The 21,248-nt window shown below is 67.2% G+C and carries 20 protein-coding genes and 2 tRNA genes; 10 read left to right on the top strand and 12 right to left on the bottom strand.

Annotated features, from left to right (window positions below; genetic code table 11):
- Positions 1-157: 157 nt before the first annotated feature.
- The 11 genes from IE302_RS18640 to dnaA form a co-directional block, all read right to left on the bottom strand.
- Positions 158-230, bottom strand: a tRNA-Ala gene (locus IE302_RS18640).
- Positions 231-266: 36 nt separating this feature from the next.
- Positions 267-455, bottom strand: coding sequence for a DLW-39 family protein (locus IE302_RS18635; RefSeq protein ID WP_020632660.1), 189 nt, complete (start codon positions 453-455; stop codon positions 267-269).
- 368 nt (positions 456-823) lie between these two features.
- A tRNA-Ile gene (locus IE302_RS18630) sits at positions 824-897 on the bottom strand.
- Positions 898-944: 47 nt separating this feature from the next.
- Positions 945-1,631, bottom strand: a complete 687-nt coding sequence (locus IE302_RS18625; RefSeq protein ID WP_191255788.1) for a DUF3566 domain-containing protein — start codon at positions 1,629-1,631, stop codon at positions 945-947.
- A gap of 36 nt (positions 1,632-1,667) precedes the next feature.
- On the bottom strand, positions 1,668-4,190 hold the full coding sequence (gene gyrA, locus IE302_RS18620; RefSeq protein ID WP_191255787.1) for a DNA gyrase subunit A: 2,523 nt from the start codon (positions 4,188-4,190) through the stop codon (positions 1,668-1,670).
- Between the two features lie 52 nt (positions 4,191-4,242).
- Positions 4,243-6,210, bottom strand: coding sequence for a DNA topoisomerase (ATP-hydrolyzing) subunit B (gyrB, locus tag IE302_RS18615; RefSeq protein WP_191255786.1), 1,968 nt, complete (start codon positions 6,208-6,210; stop codon positions 4,243-4,245).
- 219 nt (positions 6,211-6,429) lie between these two features.
- Entirely contained in the window at positions 6,430-6,921 is a 492-nt protein-coding gene (locus tag IE302_RS18610; protein ID WP_039916669.1) for a DciA family protein, read from the bottom strand.
- A 273-nt stretch (positions 6,922-7,194) separates the two neighbouring features.
- Positions 7,195-8,349, bottom strand: a complete 1,155-nt coding sequence (gene recF, locus IE302_RS18605) for a DNA replication/repair protein RecF (protein ID WP_191255785.1) — start codon at positions 8,347-8,349, stop codon at positions 7,195-7,197.
- A 26-nt stretch (positions 8,350-8,375) separates the two neighbouring features.
- Positions 8,376-9,263 (bottom strand): phosphogluconate dehydrogenase (NAD(+)-dependent, decarboxylating), encoded by an 888-nt coding sequence (gene gnd / locus IE302_RS18600; RefSeq protein ID WP_191255784.1) that lies wholly within the window; start codon positions 9,261-9,263, stop codon positions 8,376-8,378.
- A gap of 39 nt (positions 9,264-9,302) precedes the next feature.
- The gene (gene dnaN / locus IE302_RS18595; protein WP_005154513.1) at positions 9,303-10,436 is read right to left on the bottom strand and encodes a DNA polymerase III subunit beta; all 1,134 of its coding nucleotides are present in this window, start codon (positions 10,434-10,436) and stop codon (positions 9,303-9,305) included.
- Positions 10,437-11,359: 923 nt separating this feature from the next.
- Complete coding sequence (gene dnaA, locus IE302_RS18590) at positions 11,360-12,994, bottom strand: chromosomal replication initiator protein DnaA (protein ID WP_191255783.1); 1,635 nt, start codon at positions 12,992-12,994, stop codon at positions 11,360-11,362.
- A 602-nt stretch (positions 12,995-13,596) separates the two neighbouring features.
- On the opposite strand from dnaA, the gene rpmH reads away from it, so the two are divergent.
- From rpmH to IE302_RS18540, 10 genes are all read left to right on the top strand, one after another.
- The gene (gene rpmH / locus IE302_RS18585) at positions 13,597-13,740 is read left to right on the top strand and encodes a 50S ribosomal protein L34 (protein ID WP_005154511.1); all 144 of its coding nucleotides are present in this window, start codon (positions 13,597-13,599) and stop codon (positions 13,738-13,740) included.
- A 23-nt stretch (positions 13,741-13,763) separates the two neighbouring features.
- Positions 13,764-14,174 (top strand): ribonuclease P protein component, encoded by a 411-nt coding sequence (gene rnpA, locus IE302_RS18580; RefSeq protein WP_191255782.1) that lies wholly within the window; start codon positions 13,764-13,766, stop codon positions 14,172-14,174.
- A gap of 4 nt (positions 14,175-14,178) precedes the next feature.
- On the top strand, positions 14,179-14,484 hold the full coding sequence (yidD, locus tag IE302_RS18575; protein WP_016338357.1) for a membrane protein insertion efficiency factor YidD: 306 nt from the start codon (positions 14,179-14,181) through the stop codon (positions 14,482-14,484).
- A 4-nt stretch (positions 14,485-14,488) separates the two neighbouring features.
- A complete protein-coding gene (gene yidC / locus IE302_RS18570) occupies positions 14,489-15,592 on the top strand; it encodes a membrane protein insertase YidC (protein WP_191255781.1) in 1,104 nt (367 codons plus the stop codon).
- A 30-nt stretch (positions 15,593-15,622) separates the two neighbouring features.
- Positions 15,623-16,180 (top strand): Jag family protein, encoded by a 558-nt coding sequence (locus IE302_RS18565; RefSeq protein WP_007032243.1) that lies wholly within the window; start codon positions 15,623-15,625, stop codon positions 16,178-16,180.
- 235 nt (positions 16,181-16,415) lie between these two features.
- A complete protein-coding gene (gene rsmG / locus IE302_RS18560; RefSeq protein WP_191255780.1) occupies positions 16,416-17,096 on the top strand; it encodes a 16S rRNA (guanine(527)-N(7))-methyltransferase RsmG in 681 nt (226 codons plus the stop codon).
- Between the two features lie 64 nt (positions 17,097-17,160).
- Positions 17,161-18,090, top strand: a complete 930-nt coding sequence (locus tag IE302_RS18555) for a ParA family protein (protein WP_005154505.1) — start codon at positions 17,161-17,163, stop codon at positions 18,088-18,090.
- Positions 18,087-19,103: a ParB/RepB/Spo0J family partition protein gene (locus IE302_RS18550; RefSeq protein WP_191255779.1), complete on the top strand. Its 1,017-nt coding sequence runs from the start codon at positions 18,087-18,089 to the stop codon at positions 19,101-19,103. Before IE302_RS18555 ends, IE302_RS18550 begins: the two co-directional genes overlap by 4 nt.
- Before the next feature lie 64 nt (positions 19,104-19,167).
- On the top strand, positions 19,168-19,860 hold the full coding sequence (locus IE302_RS18545; RefSeq protein ID WP_308436888.1) for an HAD family hydrolase: 693 nt from the start codon (positions 19,168-19,170) through the stop codon (positions 19,858-19,860).
- A complete protein-coding gene (locus IE302_RS18540; RefSeq protein ID WP_229907838.1) occupies positions 19,833-20,240 on the top strand; it encodes a hypothetical protein in 408 nt (135 codons plus the stop codon). The genes IE302_RS18545 and IE302_RS18540 overlap by 28 nt, the downstream gene beginning before the upstream one ends.
- Before the next feature lie 49 nt (positions 20,241-20,289).
- Here the strand turns inward: IE302_RS18540 and IE302_RS18535 are convergent, their stop codons facing one another.
- Positions 20,290-21,240 (bottom strand): D-alanine--D-alanine ligase family protein, encoded by a 951-nt coding sequence (locus IE302_RS18535; RefSeq protein WP_191255777.1) that lies wholly within the window; start codon positions 21,238-21,240, stop codon positions 20,290-20,292.
- Positions 21,241-21,248: the final 8 nt, after the last annotated feature.

Raw genomic sequence — 21,248 nt, 5'->3', positions numbered from 1 at the left:
CGCTGTCCGGATTTCCACCCCCATGTAAGCAGCGTTGACTTGGCTGAGAGCACGACTTCGCGATCCGGATCGGGTGACGAACGTCACCACGTCGTCGCGCGAAAACAAAAGAGCCCTGTTCGCGTTTTCACGCGAACAGGGCTCTCCGAGGAACGAGTGGAGCTGAGGGGAATCGAACCCCTGACCCCCGCCTTGCAAAGGCGGTGCTCTACCAATTGAGCTACAGCCCCGGGTCGCAGGCGATCATGATAGCCGCCTGCGCCGAATCAGTTGTTGCGGGACGCGTCCGCGGCCTTGGTCGGGGCGCTTCCGTTCGTGGAAACGGAGCCGAGCGGGCGCTCGGTCGGCGCGGTGGCCTCACGCCAGAGGTCGGCCTCGGCCTTGGCGGCCTTGTTGCGCTTGATCACGAACAGCACGCCGCCCGCGATGACCGCGAGTGCCAACAGCTTCTTCATCAGAAGCCCCCTCTTCCTGCCGAGTTGCTCCGCTTACCCACCGATGCTACTGCACCCGGCTCCTCACCACCCCAGCCCCCACGTTCCACGTGGAACCAAGAACAAGAACCCTGCCAGAACTAGAAACCCGACAGGGCCCACCCCCATCAACCCCCACGCCCCCAACTCTCTCCCCACCTACTGCTATGGGCCCGCCAGGGCCCGAGCCCCACAACGGCCACCGCCGCTACAACGGCTACGCGCCCAAACGATGGGGGGTCCAGGGGGGCGGAGCCCTCCCTGGCGGGGGTCTGGGGGTTCGACCCCCAGAAACGAAAACCGCCCGATCCGGGTTCGCGCTGTCAGCGAACACAGACCGGGCAATCGGGTGGGCCCACCAGGACTTGAACCTGGGACCTCTTCGTTATCAGCGAAGCGCTCTAACCGCCTGAGCTATGGGCCCGAACGAGGAGAAGATTACAGGACGCCTTTCGGCGTCCTGCAACCGGGTCACTCTCGTTCGGAAAGGGTTACTTCGAGGCCTCCGGCGAGGTCGGCGGAGACGTTGTAGATGAACGCGCTGACGGTGGCGAGGGCGGAGATCAGCACGATGTTGATGGCGCCGAGGATGGCCGCGATCCCGAAGACGCGGCCGGCGCTGATCAGCGGGTCGGCCGGTGCGTCGGCTCCTTCGCCGCCGACGAGCGACGAGTAGGTCCCGTTGAGTTTGTCCCAGACTCCCATGCCGTCGAGGACGGTGTAGAGGACGCCGACGGCGACGAGCCACACGAAGAACAGTGCGACGCCGAGGACGAGGGACAGTTTCAGCACCGACCAGGGGTCGAAGCGTTTGATCTGCAGGCTGGCGCGACGCGGTCCGCGGCCGGGGCGGCGGAGCGCGGTGGGGGCGGCGCGGGTGCGGGAGGCGGACGGGATGGCGGAGGGGGCGGGTTCGCCCTCTCCGCTGTCGCCGAAGAGCCTCTTCGCGGCGGTGCCGCTTACCCCGTGGTAGTCGGTCACAGCTGTCGCGTCCTGCTTCGGTTCCGAGTGGGCCACGTCTTCGGTGGCGACCGAAGACACCGAGACCGTCTGCTCACTGGAGCCTTCGGGTTCCCCGGCACCGCTGTCACGCTGCCAAGGTGGGCTCGACGAGCCCGCCTTCGCGCCGCCTGCTTCGGGCTTCTCGGATGGTGTCACGAGGTGTCAGTCCTTACCCAGTACGTGGGGCGTCGTCTACTGCTCCGACGCCGGGGTCTCTTCTCCTTCAGTACTACCTGCAGTGGCGACGTCTGAGGGCTCGTCCGCGTTGCGTGCGACCGCGAGAAGAGTGGTTCCTTCGTCGAGATTCATCAGTCGCACTCCCTTCGTCTGCCTGCCTGCCTTGCGCACCTGCCCGGCCGAAGTGCGGATCACCCCGCCGCTGGAGGTGATCGCGTAGAGCTCGTCTTCGGCGTCGACGATGACCGCGCCCACCAGCCTGCCACGTTTCTGGTCGTACTGAATGGTGAGCACACCCTTGCCGCCGCGGCCTTGGACGGGGTAGTCCTCGGTCGGGGTGCGCTTGGCGTAGCCGCCGCCGGTGGCGACGAGGAGGAACTTGTCCGGCTGGACGACGTTGATGCCGAGCAGTTCGTCGCCGTCGTTGAACCGCATGCCGAGCACGCCGGAGGTGGCGCGGCCCATGGGGCGCAGGGCTTCGTCGGTGGCGTGGAAGCGGATCGACTGGCCTTCGGCGGACACGAGCAGCAGGTCGTCTTCGGCGGCCGCGAGGACCGCGCCGACCAGTTCGTCTCCTTCGCGCAGGTTGACGGCGATGAGGCCGCCGGCGCGGTTGGAGTCGAAGTCGGTGAGCTTGGTCTTCTTCACCAGGCCGCGGCGGGTCGCGAGCACGAGGTACGGGGCGACCTCGTAGTTCGGGATCTCGATGACCTGGGCGATCTGCTCGTCGGGCTGGAACGCGAGCAGGTTCGCGACGTGCTGGCCGCGCGCGTTGCGGTTGGCCTCGGGCAGGTCGTAGGCCTTGGCGCGGTAGACGCGGCCCTTGTTCGTGAAGAACAGGATCCAGTCGTGCGTGGAGCAGACGAAGAAGTGCTGGACGATGTCGTCCTGTTTGAGGGTCGCGCCCTGGACGCCCTTGCCGCCGCGTTTCTGCGAGCGGTACAGATCGGTTTTCGTTCGCTTGGCGTACCCCGTGCGGGTGATGGTGACGACGACGTCCTCGACCGCGATGAGGTCTTCGACCGAGACCTCGCCGTCGAACGGGATGATCTTGGTGCGCCGGTCGTCGCCGTACTTGTCGACGATCTCCTGGAGTTCCTCGGCGATGATCGTGCGCTGCCGCTCGGGCTTCTCGAGGATGTCCTTGAGGTCGGCGATCTCGAGTTCGATCTCGGCCAGGGTGTCGATGATCCGCTGCCGCTCCAGTGCCGCGAGGCGGCGGAGCTGCATGTCGAGGATCGCGGTGGCCTGGATCTCGTCGACGTCGAGCAGGCTCATCAGGGCGGGTCGGGCCTCTTCGGCCGAGGGCGACCGCCGGATCAGGGCGATGACCTCGTCGAGCATGTCCAGTGCCTTGACCAGGCCGCGCAGGATGTGGGCGCGTTCCTCGGCCTTCCGCAGCCGGAAGCGGGTCCGGCGGACGATGACGTCGATCTGATGCTTCACGTAGTGCCGGATCATCTGGTCCAGGCGCAGCGTGCGGGGCACGCCGTCGACCAGGGCCAGCATGTTGACACCGAAGTTCTGCTGCAGCTGCGTGTGCTTGTACAGGTTGTTCAGCACGACCTTCGCGACCGCGTCGCGTTTGATCGTGACGACGATCCGCATCCCGCTGCGGCTGTTGGATTCGTCGGCGATGTCGGAGATGCCGGTGAGCTTGCCGTCACGGACCAGGTTCGCGATGTTCTCGACCAGGTTGTCCGGGTTGACCTGGTACGGCAGCTCGGACACGACCAGGATCGTGCGGCCCTTGGCGTCCTCTTCGACCTCGACGACCGCGCGCATGCGCACGGAGCCGCGGCCCGTGCGGTACGCGTCCTCGATGCCGGAGGTGCCGAGGATCATCGCCTTGGTCGGGAAGTCCGGGCCCTTGATGCGGACCAGCAGCGCGGCGAGCAGCTCGTCGTCGCTGGCCTCGAAGTTCTCCAGCGCCCATTTGACGCCGTCGGCGACCTCGCGCAGGTTGTGCGGCGGGATGTTGGTCGCCATCCCGACCGCGATTCCGGAACCACCGTTGACCAGCAGGTTCGGGAACCGCGACGGCAGGACGTCGGGCTCCTGGGTGCGGCCGTCGTAGTTGTCGGAGAAGTCGACGGTCTCTTCTTCGATGTCCTGCAGCATGTGCATCGCGAGATGCGCCAGCCGGGACTCGGTGTACCGCATGGCGGCGGCGGGGTCGTTGCCCGACGAACCGAAGTTGCCCTGGCCGTCGATCAGCGGGTACCGCAGCGACCACGGCTGCGCGAGCCGCACCAGCGCGTCGTAGATCGCGGAGTCACCGTGCGGGTGGTAGTTGCCCATCACGTCGCCGACGACGCGGGAGCACTTGTTGTACCCGCGGTCGGGGCGGAAGCCGGAGTCGAACATCGAGTACAGCACGCGGCGGTGCACCGGCTTGAGGCCGTCCCGCACGTCCGGCAGCGCCCGCGACACGATGACGCTCATCGCGTAGTCGATGTAGGAGCGCTGCATCTCCTGCTGGATGTCGACCGGTTCGATCCGGTCGTGGTCCGGAGCCGGCGGCAAGGTTTCCGTCATGAGGTCCTTCTCGTGGGAGCAGTCCTAAAGGGACAAAAGAGAGCGGGGACGGCTAGACGTCCAGGAAGCGAACGTCCTTGGCGTTGCGCGTGATGAAGGAGCGGCGCGCCTCGACGTCCTCGCCCATCAGGACGGAGAACAGGTCGTCGGCCTGCGCGGCGTCGTCCAGGGTGACCTGGCCGAGCAGCCGGTTCGCCGGGTCCATCGTGGTCTCCCACAGCTCTTCGGCGTTCATCTCGCCGAGACCCTTGTAGCGCTGGATCGCGTCGTCTTTCGGCAGCTTCCGGCCGGCCTCGACACCCGCCTGGATGACGGCGTCGCGTTCCCTGTCGGAGTAGGCGTACTCCGGGTCCTGACGCGGCCACTTGATCTTGTACAGCGGCGGGCGCGAGAGGAACACGTGCCCGTGCTCGATCAGCGGCGGCATGAACCGGAACAGGAAGGTGAGCAGCAACGTGGTGATGTGCTGGCCGTCGACGTCGGCGTCGGCCATCAGCACGATCTTGTGGTACCGCAGCTTCTCGATGTCGAACTCTTCATGGATACCGGTGCCGAGCGCGGTGATCAGCGACTGGACCTCGGTGTTCTTGAGGACGCGGTCGATACGGGCCTTCTCGACGTTGATGATCTTGCCCCGGATCGGCAGGATCGCCTGGTACATCGAGTCGCGGCCTTCCTTGGCCGAACCGCCCGCCGAGTCACCCTCGACGATGTAGAGCTCGCATTCCGACGGGTTGGTCGAGCGGCAGTCCTTGAGCTTGCCGGGCAGCCCGCCGATCTCCAGCGCGCCCTTGCGGCGGACCAGGTCGCGCGCCTTGCGGGCGGCCATCCGCGCCTGCGCCGAGGAGATCGACTTGTTGATGATCGTCTTCGCCTCGGTGGGGTTGCGCTCGAACCAGTCGGCCAGCCACTCGTTCGACGTCTGCTGCACGAACGTCTTGGCCTCGCTGTTGCCCAGTTTGGTCTTGGTCTGGCCTTCGAACTGCGGCTCGGAGAGCTTGATCGAGACGATCGCGGCGAGACCCTCGCGCACGTCGTCACCGGAGAGGTTGGCGTCCTTCTCCTTGAGCAGCTTCTTCTCGCGCGCGTACGCGTTGACGACGCGGGTGAGCGCGGCACGGAAGCCCTCTTCGTGCGTGCCGCCCTCGTGCGTGTTGATCGTGTTGGCGAAGGTGTACACCGACGGCGTGAAGCCGTTGTTCCACTGCATGGCGACCTCGACCTCGAGGCCGGTGCCCTGGGCCTCGAAGGAGATCACGGACGCGTGGATCGGGTCCTTGCTGCCGTTGATGTGCTTGACGAAGTCTTCGAGACCGCCCGGGTAGCAGTAGGTCTTTTCCTTGACCCGCGCCGCCTGGCCGGAAGCGTCCGCTTCGGTCTCTTCGTCGGCGACGCGCTCGTCGCGCAGCGAAAGGGTCAGGCCCTTGTTGAGGAAGGCCATCTCCTGGAGCCGCCGGGAGATCGTCTCGAAGTTGTACGTCGTGGTCTCGAAGATGTCGCCGTCGGCCCAGAAGGTGATCGTGGTGCCGGTCTCGTCGGCCGGGCCGAGGTCCTGCAGCTCACCGGGGATCTGGTCGGTGTACTCCTGGCGCCAGCTGCGGCCGCCGTACTTGACCTCGGCGGTGAGCCTCGTCGAAAGCGCGTTCACCACGGAGACGCCGACGCCGTGCAGACCACCGGAGACCGCGTAGGAGTCGCTGTCGAACTTGCCGCCCGCGTGGAGCACGGTGAGCACGACCTCCAGGGTCGGCTTCTGCTCCTTGGGGTGGATGTCGACCGGGATGCCGCGGCCGTCGTCGACGACGCGCACCCCGCCGTCGGCCAGCAGGGTAACCTCGACCTTGGTGGCGAAGCCCGCCATCGCCTCGTCGACGGAGTTGTCGACCACCTCTTGGACGAGGTGGTGGAGGCCGCGTTCACCGGTGGAACCGATGTACATACCGGGACGCTTGCGGACGGCTTCGAGACCTTCGAGCACCGTGATCGACGACGCGTTGTACTCGCTCTTGTTCTCGGTCACAGGCGTTGATTCTCCTCGTCTACCCCGAGCGGAAGCTCGCTCGTCTCCAGTGTACTTGGCCGCGTCCGCAGACATGCGGCAAGGACACCCCTGATTTGCTCACAGGCGCGCTAATTCGTTCGAAGAAGAGTCTTGACTCATCCGAAGCACTCTGAGCGGCTTCTCGGGGCTTTGGCGGCACGGTCTCCGAAGCACAGACGCGGCGAAGCGCAAGTCGGGTCAGCCGTACGTGTCACGCGGTCCACGCCCCGGGACGTGCCGCGGCCCTTTCCGCCAGCTGGGCGCCGTCGGCCCCTGTATCCGCATCTTCTTCACCACGCCGTGTCCGACGCCTTTCGCGATCTTCGCCAGCAGCTGACTCTGAAGCAGGCGAAGCTGCGTCGCCCACGCCGTCGAGCTGGCGCGCACGGTCAGTTCGCCGTCCTTCAGGGCGACCGGCTGCGCGTGTTCCGCGACCTCGTCACCCACGAGCCGAGCCCAGTGGCCGAAGACCTGACCGTTGGCCAGCCGCGTGTTCCAGCCACGGTCGACCGCGATCCGGGACGCGAGCCTGCCGAGCGGCTGCGGGTCGCGGATGTCGGCGCCCGGTCCTGACCAGCGCCGACGTCGCGAACTCTGGCCGTTCGCACCGGACCCTCCTCCGGTGATACGGCCACGACGCACGCCTGGTTCAACTCCGCGCGCCTTCGCTTTGGCTTTCGCGGCGTCCAGGGCGGCACGCGCGAGGTCACGACCGGTAGTCGAGCCCTTGCCTTCGGTATCGGTTGGGCCGTTCGATACCGGAGCCTGTTCACTCTGCGTGTCGAACAAGGCTCCCTCACTCGGGTTACCGCCCGAGCGGGGGGTGTCAAGCCGCTTATCAGGCCCCTTGGTCACGCGGGGCGATAACGCGTTCACGGTGTTATCCACACTGTCCACAGGTTTGTCCCCAGATCGGTGGGCAACTGCTGTGGCGCCGATCACCCGGGGTGTCCGCCGCGCGGATCACCCTCGGTTGATCTCACCATCTGCCACGAGGAATCGGGCCCCGGCCAGTTCGGCGGGTACGTCCTCGTCCACGGCGGCGGTCACCAGCACCTGCTCGGCACTCGCCGCCACCTCCGCCAGCCGGGCCCGGCGGCGCCGGTCCAGCTCGGCGAACACATCATCCAGCAGAAGCACCGGTTCCCCGGCCTCGCCACGCAGGAGCTCGTAGCTTCCCAGACGCAACGCGAGGGCGAACGACCAGGACTCCCCGTGGCTCGCGTAGCCCTTCGCGGGTGCTTCGCCGAGGATGAGATCGAGCTCGTCCCGATGCGGGCCGACCATGCTCACCCCGCGCTCCAGCTCCAGGTTCCGCGACCGCTTCAAGGCCTCGACCAGCACTTCCTTGAGCACTGCTTGGTCGGCGCGAGGACCGTCCGGGGTGCCGTAGCCCTCTGGCATCGCTTCGCCCAGGCTCGACCTGTACGCGATCTTCGCCGGTCTCGAATCGGGCGCGACCCCCATGTACGCGGAGGCCGCGTACGGCGCGAGGTCCGCGATGAGGTTGAGCCGGGCGGCCAGCAACGCGGCCCCCGCCACCGCCAGGTGGTCGTCCCAGACGTCGAGCGTCGACAGCGCGTACGGGTCTTCACGCCCCGTACGACGCTTGCCCGCCGTCTTGAGAAGCGCGTTCCGCTGCTTCAGCACCTTCTCGTAGTCGGCGCGGACCCCGGCGTACCGGGGCGCGCGCAGCACGAGGAGTTCGTCCATGAACCGGCGCCGTTCCCCGGGATCCCCGCGCACGAGTGCCAGGTCCTCCGGGGAGAACAGCACCGTGCGCAGGATCCCGAGCACGTCACGCGGCTTGCCGACCGCGCCGCGGTTGACCCGCGCGCGGTTGGCCTTGCCGGGGGTGATCTCCAGCTCGACCGTCAGTTCGCGGTCCTCGTTGACCACCGCGACCCTGATCAGCGCGCGTTCGCACCCGTGCCGCACCAACGGTGCGTCGGTCGCGACACGATGCGAACCCAGGGTCGCGATGTAGCCGATCGCCTCCAGGAGGTTCGTCTTGCCGCGGCCGTTCTGTCCGACGAGGACGGTCGGGCCGGGTTCGAGCGCGAGATCGGCCAGTGGCCAGGACCGGAAGTCGGTGACCTGGAGATGTCTTAAGTACAACCCGTCTGCCTAGTGGCCGGCCGTCGTCACTGGACCTTTTTCACTGCGTGGCCGCCGAACTGGTTGCGCAGCGCGGCGACGGCCCGCATGGCGGCGGAGTCCTCCTGGCGCGAGGCGAACCGCGCGAACAGCGCGGCCGAGATGACCGGCGCCGGGACCGCGTTGTTGATCGCCTCTTCGAGGGTCCACCGGCCTTCGCCGGAATCCTCGACGTAGCCCTCCAGGTCGTCGAGCTCCGGGTCCTCGTCGAGCGCGCGGACGAGCAGGTCGAGCAGCCACGAGCGGACGACCGTCCCGCGCTGCCAGCCCTTGATCACCGCGGGCACGTTCTCGACGACCTTCGCGGCTTCGAGCAGCTCGAAGCCTTCGGCGAAGGCCTGCATCATGCCGTACTCGATGCCGTTGTGGATCATCTTCGCGTAGTGACCGGAGCCGACGGCGCCTGCGTGCGAGAAGCCCTCTTCGCGCGGGCCCTCGGGACGAAGCGCGTCGAAGATCGGCATGGCCTTCTCGACGTCCGAAGCCGCGCCGCCGACCATCAGGCCGTAGCCGTTGTCCTTGCCCCACACACCACCGGAAACCCCGCAGTCGAGGTAACCGATCTTCTTCGCGGCGAGGAGGTCGCCGTTGATCTTGTCGTCGGTGTACTTCGAGTTGCCGCCGTCGATCACGAGGTCGCCCTCGGACAGCAGGTTGCCGAGCTCCGCGACGGTCTGCCGGGTGGGTTCACCGGCGGGCACCATGATCCAGACGATCCGGGGACCGTCCAGTTTGGACACCATGTCCTCTAGTGACGTGGAGTCGGTGACGTCGGGGTTGCGGTCGTAACCGATCACCTCGTGACCGGCCGCACGCAGCCGCTCACGCATGTTGAACCCCATTTTGCCGAGGCCGATGAGTCCCAGCTGAGCCATGAAGATCCCCTTTGGTGCGAAAGAAAAACCGACGACCGGTCAGCCAGGGAGGCGGACCGGCATCAGCAGGTACAGGTAGCCGGGGACGACGTTGCCCTCTTCGTCGGCGGGCTTGATCAGCGCCGGCCGGTTCGGAGTGGTGAACGTCAGTTCCGCGCGGTTCGCGTTCAGCGCGCCGAGCCCGTCGACGAGGTAACCCGGGTTGAACGCGATGGTCACCGGCTCACCCTCGTAGTCGACCTGAAGCTCTTCTTCGGCCGAACCCTCGTCGTCGCCGCCGGCGGAGAGCCGCAGCGAACCGTCCTTGAACTCCAGCCGCACCTGGGTGCCACGCTCGGCGACCAGCGAAACACGCTTGATCGACTCGGCGAGCGCGGAGACCTCGATGACCGCGCGCGACGTGTGCTGCGCGGGCAGCAACTGCCGATACGGCGGGAACTCCGCGTCGAGGAGGCGGGTCGTCGTGTAGCGGCCGGAGCCGGAGAGGCCGAGGAGGCCCTCACCGCTGGCGAGCGCGAGACGGATCTTGGACCCGCTGGCGCCGAGTGTCTTCGCGGCTTCGGCGAGCGTGCGCGCCGGGACGAGCACGGCGGCGTCGGACAGGCCCTCGGCAGGCTCCCAGGTGAACTCGCGCATCGCGAGCCGGAACCGGTCGGTGGCGACCAGGGTCAGCGAGGAACCGGAGATCTCCAGCCGCATGCCGGTCAGCATCGGGAGGGTGTCGTCCTTGCCCGCGGCGACGACGACCTGCGTGACGGCCTGGCCGAAGGCGTCGCCGGTGAGTTCGCCGGCGAAGGCGGGCTGGGACGGGAGCTGCGGGTAGTCCTCGACCGGCATGGTCGGCAGGGAGAAGCGCGCGGAGCCGCAGGTGATGGTCGCGCGGGCGCCGTCGACGGAGATCTCGACCGGCTGCGCGGGCAGTGACTTGGTGATGTCGGCCAGCAGACGGCCGGAGACCAGGAGGCGGCCGCCGTCGGCGATGGTGGCCGGGACGCCGACCGTGGCGGAGACCTCGTAGTCGAATCCGGAGACGGTGAGTGCGTCACTCGTCCCGTCGGATCCCGCATCGAGCAGGACACCGCCCAGCACCGGGACCGGAGGCCGCGACGGGAGGCTTCTCGCCACCCACGCGACGGCGTCGGCCAGCCCGTCACGCTCGACGCGGATCTTCATGCGCGCTTCCTTTCGACAGCCGAGCCCCTGACGGCTCGAAAGCTCAACGGGTCACCTCGGCCGGAGAGCGCGATGGCCAGGTGCCTCGCAGGTGTGTTCGGTCCGTGCGAGGACGCGAACGCACGTCGACACGCAGACCAGGTGCAGGGACCCACGTTAGGCCGTCCCGGGTGTCCGCGTCACCTCGGCCTCCCCTTGCTTTTGTCGACAAGACGACACGGCTCTCCGGCTGTCCCCAACTTCGTCCTTCGCCTGTTTTTGTTTTGTTCTCTTCTAGAGAAGAAGAAAAGACAGCAGTAGTAATAGGTGTTGTGGATTGTGTGGACAAGGCTCGTTCGCGCAGGTCCGGGCGCCTCGAAGGCTGTGGACTCCGGGTGTGTACGGACGGTGGACAGCTCGGGTCGTCCGTGGATGGTTTCGGGCCACGCTCGATCTGTCCACAGTCATCCACAGTTGTCCCCACGGTTATCCCCAGTTGTGCGGCGATTTGTACCCAGGGGCTGTGGGTCCGGTTCGTGACCGGAATCGCTCGGGAGAGTGATCCGAGCAGCTCGCGTCACCCTTGTGCACAAGATGTGGGCAACCTGGGGACAGTGTGTGGATCATGGTGTGGAAATTCTGTGGATTGCCTGTGAGTGCGATGTGGACGGAAACCCGATCACCGCTGGTCCCTCGTCCGCCGGAGTTGTGCACAAGCTACCCACAGCATGTGGATTCCTTTGTACACAAGGGAAAATTCAAAAGTGCGTGTACGCACGTACCGCGTCTTTCACCACGTTCGTGGTGTCGTTCAGGTACCCGGCCTTCGCGGCTCTAAGCGTCCTTCTGACCTCTTTGGACGGCCGTGCGAGCCGGAAGAGGGCATGAAGAAGGGGCTCCCACCTGGACGGTGAGAGCCCCTGAAAGCCTTGTGTGCTAAGGGATTACTGGCGTGCGCGCTGTTTGATCCTGGAGGTCAGCTCCTGGACCTGGTCGTAGATGCGCCGTCGTTCGGCCATCTCCTTGCGGATCTTCTTGTCCGCGTGCATGACCGTCGTGTGGTCGCGGCCGCCGAAGGTCTGCCCGATCTTCGGCAGCGACATGTCCGTCAGTTCGCGGCAGAGGTACATCGCGATCTGACGCGCGGTCGCGAGCGCCTTCGTCTTTCCGGGCCCGCAGAGATCGTCGAGGGTCACGTCGAAGAACTCGGACGTGACACCCATGATGGTCGGCGCGGTGATCTCCGGCGCGTGCGAATCCGGGATGAGGTCCCGGAGCACGATTTCGGCGAGCGCGACGTCGACCGGCTGCTGGTTCAGCGACGCGAAGGCGGTGACGCGGATGAGCGCGCCTTCGAGTTCCCGGATGTTCGCCTCGACGCGCGAAGCGATGAACTCCAGGACCTCACCCGGAACCGCGAGCCGGTCCTGCGCGGCCTTCTTGCGAAGGATCGCGATCCGCGTTTCGAGTTCCGGCGGCTGGATGTCGGTGATGAGGCCCCACTCGAACCGCGTGCGCAGCCGGTCTTCCAGCGTTTCGAGGCGCTTCGGCGGGCGGTCGGAGGAGACGACGATCTGCTTGTTCGCGTTGTGGAGGGTGTTGAAGGTGTGGAAGAACTCTTCCTGCGTACCTTCTTTGCCTTCCAGGAACTGGATGTCGTCGACGAGCAGGATGTCGATGTCGCGGTAGCGGCGCTGGAAGGCGACCTTGCGGTCGTCCCGCAGCGAGTTGATGAAGTCGTTGGTGAACTCTTCGGTCGACACGTACCGCACGCGCATGCCGGGGAACAGCCGCTGGGCGTAGTGCCCGACGGCGTGCAGCAGGTGGGTCTTCCCGAGTCCGGACTCTCCCCAGATGAACAACGGGTTGTACGCGCGCGCCGGTGCTTCGGCGACGGCGACCGCGGCCGCGTGCGCGAAGCGGTTCGACGCGCCGATGACGAAGGTGTCGAACGTGTATTTCTCGTTGAGCTTCGTCTTCGACGTCTGCGGCTGCGCCGGCGCGGTGTAGGGCTGACCCGCGATCGGCTGGCCGGAGAACGTCGGCCAGATCTCGGTCACGGCGGCGAGGGCCTCGCCCTCTTCGTCGACTTCTTCATCGCTGTCGTCGCCATCGTTCAGGCTGTTGTCCACCGGCGGCCGCTGCCTCGGCGGCCTCGGCTTCGGAGGCTCGGGCCGGGGCCTGGTCGGGGACAGCATGCCGTCACCGTCGGGCAGTGGTGGGGTACCCGGCACCGGGCCGGACCCGTTTTCCACCCGGCCGGGTGAAGGGTCGTAGCGAGGACCGGGAGCGGGAGGCGGCATCGAGGTGTGCGTCTCGGTGCTGTCGACCTTCACCGCGAGGGAGACCGCGCGGCCGAGCCGGCGCGAGAGGGCTTCGGTGATCGCGCCGCGGAGGGCGCGTTCGATCGCTTCCTTGGCGAAGTCGCTGGGAGCGGCGAGGAGCGCGGTGCCGTCGAGCAGGCCGATCGGCCGGGTCACCCGCATCCAGGCGCGCTGCTGCGGGGAGAGGGTGCCATCGGACAGCTCGCGCACGACCTGTTCCCAGATGACGCCAAGATTGTGCTGGTGATCGGACACCTGCCTGACTCCCCTCCCCTCATTCGGTGCGTGCGTGAGATCACTCAGCGGCCCGAAACGCCGGGTCGAGCGTCATCATGGCCCGATCGGCTCATGCGCACAGCAAATATCCACATAGTTGTCCACAGCTGTGCACTAATGTACGGCGACCCGCGGTGAGCCCACCTGCGGGATCGACGTATGCCGACGGGACGCCTCCACATCCCCAAGGACACCCGGGCGCCTGCACCGTTCCACCTCGGCGAAAACCCGGGAGGGGCACGCTAACAAGCCCCGCTCGTTGCCACAAGGCGTCCTCGCGCGCAAGCATTTCACGGTGTACGGCGTGTTGCCATTCGATGCCCTCGCGTCGTCGGTGATCACTCTCCCGGTACGGTCGCGGTCCGTGGTCGAGGGGGTGCCTGCCGGGCCCTGGCGGTGGGTGCGTACCCTCGTAAGGTCTCCCGTATACAGCGGGGGCGTTTCGCGTGCCCACGTTGTCGTCGCTCGACGTGACGAGGCCACACGTTGGTAGGAGACACCAGAGACTGCCGTGCGTCAGCACGACACGCCAGGAACGGGTCGAACCGTTCCCGGCGGCCGAGAAACAGGAGAAGTTAGTCGTGAGCAAGGGTAAGCGCACCTTCCAGCCGAACAACCGCCGACGCGCCCGGGTCCACGGGTTCCGGCTGCGGATGCGGACCCGCGCCGGCCGGGCCATCCTGGCGGCTCGCCGTCGCAAGGGCCGCGGCGCGCTGTCCGCCTGATCCGGCCGCCGTCGAGGGACGTCGTGCTGCCGGTCGCCGCACGGTTGCGGCGCAGTGAGGATTTCCGTGCCGTGATGCGGCGTGGGGCCAAGGCAGGCAGGCGCCGCCTCGTCGTCCATGCGTTGACCACGGACCCGTCCGATGCCGCCGAAGCGGCGCGGGCGGGTTTTGTGGTGAGCAAGGCCGTGGGGAACTCGGTGGTCCGCCACCGGGTGAGCCGCCGGTTGAGGCATCTCATTTCCGACCGGATCGGAACACTGCCGCCCGGGAGCTCGTTGGTGATACGGGCACTACCACCGGCCGCGGACGCGTCCAGCGCGGAACTCGGCTCGGACCTCGACGCGTCTTTGCGGCGTCTCGGGTTGTCCGGGCAATCCGCCGTCGCCGGGAAGTCCCGCGAGACGCGACCCCCCGACAACGGATCAGCGGTGTAACGGCATGCGAGCCACCGAGAACGAGACCACCGAAGACGCCCGGCCCGGCCCGGTGGCATGGGTGCTGCTCCTGCCCATCAAGCTGTACCGCAAGGCGATCTCCCCCTTCCTTCCTCCGGCGTGCCGGTTCTACCCGAGCTGTAGCGCGTACGCCGTCGAGGCACTGACCCGGCACGGCGCCGGCCGCGGCACCTATCTCGCGGTCCGGCGTTTGCTGCGCTGTGGCCCATGGACCATGCCCGGCCGCGATCCGGTACCCGAGACGTTCTCGTGGCGCCACCGCCGACCTGAAACACCGATCGAGGAGTAGCTCAGTGCTCGACTTCATCTACTACCCCGTGTCCTTCATCTTGTGGTGTTGGCACAAGGTCTTCGGGTTCGTGCTCGGCGAGTCGAACGCGATCTCCTGGATCCTCGCGATCATCTTCTTGACGTTCACGGTCCGCGGCATCATGTTCAAGCCGTTCGTGAACCAGGTCCGGTCGATGAAGAAGATGCAGGACTTCGCGCCGGAGATGAAGAAGATCCAGAAGAAGTACGCGAACGACCGGCAGCGCCAGGCGATGGAGATGCAGAAGCTCCAGAAGGAGCACGGCGTCAACCCGCTGGGCAGCTGCCTGCCGATGCTGCTGCAGATCCCGGTCTTCATCGGTCTGAACCACGTGCTGCGGATGTTCACGATCAACCCGTACGGCGGCCCGAAGACCGAGAACTACTTCTTCACCCAGGCCGGTGTCGAGTCGTACGTTCACGCGAAGATCTTCGGTGTCACCCTCGGCGACGCCATCTACACCGGCGTCGGGGTGGTCAGCGGTGGCAACACGGTCGCCGGTTTCCACTGGGGCGTCGCCCCGGTCGCGATCCCGCTGATGATCGTCGCGAGCATCGCCACGCACCTCACCGCGCGTCACTCGGTCCAGCGTCAGAACCCCGAGTCGGCGACCCCGCAGACCGCGATGATGAACAAGCTGACGATGTACATCTTCCCGCTCGGTGTCCTCGTCTTCGGTGCGCTGTTCCCGGTCGGCCTGCTCTTCTACTGGCTCGCGAACAACGGCTGGACCCTGATGCAGCAGCGCCTCGTCTACACGCGGATCGACAAGGAAGAAGAGGCCCGCAAGGAAGCCGAGAAGGAGAAGCGCGCGAACCTCGGCCCGAAGCCGGGCCAGAAGCCGACCGCGCCGCGCCCCGGCCAGAAGCCCGTCCAGCAGAAGAAGAACAAGCCGTCCTCCACCGGTCAGGTCAAGAAGGCGGGCTCGCCCCACGGCTTCGCCCAAACCGGTTCCGCCACCGCGGAGAAGAAGGACACCAAGAACGCATCAGCCGAGCCGACGACGAACGGCTCGAAGGAGAGCGGCGCGGACACGCCCGGTCTCATCTCGGACTCGACTAAGAAATCGGGCCGGAAGCGTCGCTGACGCCGATCCGGGCTGGAGAGGAGACCAACAATGGCGGAGACGATCGACACGATCGACGCCGAAGAGAACAGCGCGGCCGAGGTCGAAGGCGCCGCTGAGGAGACCGCTCGCAAGGGAGGTGTCGACGACGACGTCCTCGTGAAGGAGGGCGACATCGCCGGCGACTACCTCGAGCGGCTGCTCGACCTTCTGGACTACGACGGAGACATCGACCTCGATGTCGAAGCGGGCCGCGCGATCGTCAGCATCGACGGTGGCGAGGATCTGGAGAAGCTCGTCGGACCGCGCGGCACCGTCCTCGAGGCGCTGCAGGAGCTGACGCGGCTGGCGGTCCAGCAGGAGACCGGCTCACGGAGCCGCCTGATGCTGGACATCGCGGGCTGGCGCGCGGACCGTCGCGAGGAGCTTCGCGAGCTCGGCCGCTCGACCGCGGAGACGGTGGTCTCCTCCGGCGAGCGGGTCCGGCTTCAGCCGATGAGCCCGTTCGAGCGGAAGGTCGTGCACGACGCGGTCGCCGCCGTCGACGGCGTCAAGAGCGAGAGCGAAGGAGAGGACCCGAAGCGCCGGGTCGTCATCTTCCCCGCCTGACGGATTCTTTGCGCGAAGCGGCCCGCCGGTCATCCGGCGGGCCGCTTCCTTATATACAGGGGTCGCTCGCGAGCGACCCCTGGTGCGAATTACACGCGTGGCGTTTCACGTGAAACGCGCGAGGCGAGTGGAGTTGTCCACAACTTCGGTCTGTCTCCCCGCTTTGCGGTCGACGTCATGGACAATCAGTCGGAGCGCGTTTCACGTGAAACGGCGTCGAGGTTGAGGAGAGAGAGTGGGCTTGGACGGGGTCGCCGCATCGGTACGGAGTGCGGCGTCGGAAGTATTCGGAGACCGCGTCGAGCAAGCCATCGGCTACGTCGAACTGCTGGAGCGCCACGGCGTCGAGCGCGGGCTCATCGGACCCCGTGAGGTCGACCGTCTCTGGGAGCGGCACGTCCTGAACTCCGCCGTGATCGGTGAGCGGATCCCCGACGGCGCGCGTGTGGTCGATGTCGGGTCGGGTGCCGGGCTTCCGGGTGTACCGCTCGCGATCAGCCGACCGGACCTCGATATCGTTCTGCTCGAACCGATGGCCCGCCGGGTCGACTGGCTGGCCGAGGTTGCCGAGAAGCTGGAACTCCCCATCACCGTTGTCCGCGGGCGCGCGGAAGAGCGGCAGGTACGCGAGGAGCTCGGTGGCGCGGATGTCGTCACCGCCCGGGCGGTCGCTCCCTTGGCCCGGCTCGCGAACTGGTGCCTCCCGCTCGTGCGCTCGCAAGGATCTCTGGTCGCCCTCAAAGGAGCGAGCGCCGGAGAGGAAATCGAACGCGATCGCGCCGCCGTCCGGAAGGCAGGCGGCGGCGAGCCGGAAGTCTTCGAGTGCGGCACGAAGGTGCTCGAAGTCCCCAGCACGGTCGTCGTGATCCACCGCCTGCCCCCGAAGCCGTCGCGCCAGCGCGGCAGGCGCAGCTAGTCCGGTTCCACGTGAAACAACGCAGAACGACTCCAACGTCTAATACAGAGGAGGCTCGAGACCGGTGACTCCCCCACCGTCCGACCCTGCGAGCACTGGCCACGAACTCGGCTGGACGCCCATCGCTGAAGAAGCCGTCCGCGCCGCCAGCGTGCTGCACCCCAAGGAGGGCGCGCTCCCCCGGCCGAACCGCCGGCGCGTGCTGACGGTCGCCAACCAGAAGGGCGGCGTCGGCAAGACGACGAGCACGGTGAACCTCGCCGCCGCCCTGGCCGTCCACGGGCTCAAGACGCTCGTGATCGACCTCGACCCTCAGGGCAACGCGAGCACCGCGCTCGACATCGACCACCGGTCCGGCACGCCCTCGATCTACGAGGTGCTGATCGGTGAGGTGTCGCTCGCGGAGGCGGCGCAGCAGAGCGAGCAGTCACCCAACCTCTACTGCGTGCCCGCGACCATCGACCTCGCCGGTGCCGAGATCGAACTCGTCTCCATGGCGTCCCGCGAGATGCGGCTCAAGGAGGCGCTCTCGTCCGAGATCCTCGACGAGATCGGCGTCGACTACGTCTTCATCGACTGCCCGCCGTCGCTCGGTCTGCTGACCGTCAACGCGATGGTCGCCGCGCAGGAGGTGCTGATCCCGATCCAGTGCGAGTACTACGCGCTCGAAGGTCTGGGGCAGCTGCTGAGCAACATCGAGCTCGTTCAGGCGCACCTGAACCGCGAACTCAGCGTCTCCACGATTCTGCTCACCATGTACGACGGCCGGACGAAGCTGGCCGATCAGGTGACGAACGAGGTCCGGAACCACTTCGGGGACACTGTGCTGAAGACCGTCATCCCGCGCAGCGTGAAGGTCTCCGAGGCGCCCGGATACGGGCAGACGGTCCTCGCGTACGACCCGGGTTCCCGGGGCGCGATGAGCTACGTGGACGCGGCGAAGGAGATCGCGCAGCGTGGGGTGGAGATGAAAGAAAGGAGCGGTACGGCATGAGCGAGCGCAGAGGGGGGCTCGGGCGCGGGCTCGCCGCCCTGATCCCGACGGGCCCGCCACCGGGCTCCGCGGCCCCCGCCGAGAACGGTTCGACCGCGGTCCCCGCTCCCCCGGCCGGCTCGTCCGGACCGGAGGACAAGGGCTGGTTCGCGGCCAACGGTGCGGCCGGTGTTCAGGGCGGAACGGTCGCGGGCGCGGTCTACCGCGAGGTGCCGGTCAGCCAGATCAAGCCGAACCCGAAGCAGCCGCGGCAGGTCTTCGACGAAGACGCGCTCAACGAGCTGGAGCACTCGATCCGCGAGTTCGGGCTCATGCAGCCCATCGTGGTCCGGGAGCTCGGCACCGACGAGTACGAACTCGTCATGGGCGAGCGGCGGCTGCGCGCGTCTCAGCTGGCGGAGCTGGAGGCGATCCCGGCGATCGTCCGCCAGACCGCCGACGAGGCGATGCTGCGCGACGCGCTGCTCGAGAACATCCATCGCGTTCAGCTCAATCCGCTAGAAGAGGCGGCCGCGTATCAGCAGCTGCTCGACGAGTTCGCGGTCACGCACGAGGAGCTGGCCGGCCGGATCGGGCGCAGCCGCCCGGTCATCACGAACACGATCCGCTTGCTCAAACTCCCCCTCGCGGTCCAGCGACGGGTCGCGGCCGGGGTGCTTTCGGCGGGCCACGCGCGGGCGCTGCTCTCACTCGAAGACGCCGACAGTCAGGAGGAGCTGGCCGCGCGGATCGTCGCCGAGGGCATGTCGGTCCGCGCGACCGAGGAAGCCGTCACGCTCAAAAAGAGCGAGAAGCCGGCCAAGCCGAAGCCCGCTCCCCGCAAGCCGATCCAGGCTCCCGGTCTCCAGGAACTGGCGAACCGGCTTTCGGACCGCTTCGACACTCGCGTGAAGGTCGACCTCGGTCGCCGGAAAGGCCGGATCACGCTCGAATTCGGCTCGGTGGACGATCTTGAACGCATCGTCGCGCTGATGGACGAAAATCAGGCAAAACAGACACGTGAAACCGATTAGGGATCACCCCGGGTCGTTTTGTCACGGTGACGATAGCTGTGTGATGACAGCAGTGTGACGCTGAGTGCTTGAACTGGGGGCAAGTGTGAAGGGACTCTTCGGCGGTCGAAATCCGCGCGCGGTGGTCTTCGACTGCGATGGATTGCTCATGGACACCGAGCCGTGTTGGTCGGTGGCCGAGACCGAACTGTTCGCGCGGCAAGGTCTGCCGTTCGGTTCGGACGAGAAGGCGTTGGTGATCGGCAAGTCGCTCCCCGCCGCCGCCGACGCGATGGCGAAGGCGTTCGACGAACCCGGCGGCGGCACCGAGATCGCGGACGAGTTGCTGAGGTTGGTGACCGAGGTCGTGACCGCGAAAGCGGAGGCGATGCCCGGCGCGCGTGAGTTGGTCGAACTGACCGCCGCCGCCGTTCCGGTCGCCGTCGCGAGCAACTCGCCCCGAGCCCTCCTGGACGCCGCGCTCGCTCGCGGCGGACTTTCGGAAATGTTTCCCGTGAAACTGGCCGCCGACGAAGTGACGGCGCCGAAGCCGGATCCGGAGATGTACCTGACCGCCTGCCGCCTCTTGGACGTCGAGCCCGCCGACGCGCTGGCGTTCGAGGACTCGATGACCGGTCTCCGGTCGGCGCGGACGGCCGGGATGCCCGTCATCGGCGTGCCCACTTTGAAGCATCAAGACTTCCCCGCCGATGTCGTGATCGGCTCCCTGCGCGATGAGGAGCTGTTGGCGTGGGTGAGTGGATGGCCCCGGCGATGAGCGGCCTGCCCTTCGTCCGCTTCCAGAGCCCGACCCGCAACGAGCGTGGAACCTTCACCGGGGTCTTCGGTCTCGTCAACAACCTCGCCCGGGCCGGACACCTGACCGCCGAGCAAGAAGCCTTCCGCCGGGCGAACAACGACTGGTACGACGCGAACTTCATCAACCCGGCGCACACCGATCCGAGCGTCTACGACGCCGCGGTGAATCCCGGGGCCGCGGCGTGGTTCAAGGCGAGCGCCCAGGTCTTCATCGAGCGGGTCGACGGCTATCTGGCGATCCTCGAGACGCACGGGATCCCGTGCGAGACCGTCCGGTCGGCGGATCCGGGCCGGATCATCTACGAGGACGAGTACCAGGTCGTCGTCACCGGGAAATGAAGAAGGGGACTCGCCCGCGGTGGGCAAGTCCCCTTTCGTCGAACCCGGTTCAGCTCTTGCGGGAGATCGCCCGTCCGACGAGGTCGGCGAAGACCGAGCCGAGGGTGGCGCCGGCGGCCTCGATCGCCACGGGCACGATCGACGTCTCGGTCAGGCCCGGCGACAGGTTCGCCGCGAGGAAGTAGACCGTGCCGTCCTCGGCGACCACGGCGTCGGTACGCGAGATGTCGCGCAGCCCGAGTTGCCGGTGCACGGCGACGGCCAGTTCGCCGACCGCCTTGGCGGCGTCGTCGCTGATGCGAGCGGGTGTGAAGAAATCGGTCAGCCCGGCGGTGTAGCGGGCCTTGTAGTCGTACACGCCGCTCTCCGGCACGATCTCGACCGCGGGCAAGGCTTCGGGACCTTCTTCGCCTTCGATGACCGTCACGGCCACCTCAACGCCCGATACGAACTTCTCGGCGAGAACGGTGTCGCCGTAAGCGAAGCAGCCGACCATCGCGCCGGGCATCTCCGAGGCTTCCTTGACGACCTGGGCGCCCAGCGCCGAACCGCCCTGGTCGGGCTTGAGGATCAGGGGCAGGCCCAGCGTGTCGACCATCGCGTCCAGCACGGCCTGCGCGCCGAGTTCGCGGAAGGTGCTGTGCGGCAGCACGACCCAGTCCGGCGTGGTGAAACCCGCGTCGGCGACGAGCGCCTTGGCCGTCGGCTTGTCCCACGCGCGGCGGCAGCCCGCCGAGCTGGTGCCCACATAGGGCACGTCCAGCATCTCCAGCACGGTCTGCACAGCGCCGTTCTCCCCCTCCCCGCCGTGAAGGGCGACGATGGCCGCGTCGGGGCGCTGGGTGCGGAGGCGTTCGAGCAGACCCGCGTCGGTGTCCCATTCCTCGACGGTGAGGCCTTCCGCCCGCAACGCGACCGAGAGCCGGCGCCCGGAGCGGAGGGAGACATCGCGTTCGTGGGAAAGCCCGCCTGCGAGTACGGCAACGGTGCGGTCGACCACCGAGGACT

The sequence above is a fragment of the Amycolatopsis oliviviridis genome, from assembly GCF_014654365.1.
Lineage (GTDB): Bacteria > Actinomycetota > Actinomycetes > Mycobacteriales > Pseudonocardiaceae > Amycolatopsis > Amycolatopsis oliviviridis.
Note: the sequence above shows the minus strand (reverse complement) of the source record. Positions and strands in the feature narration are given on the sequence as shown.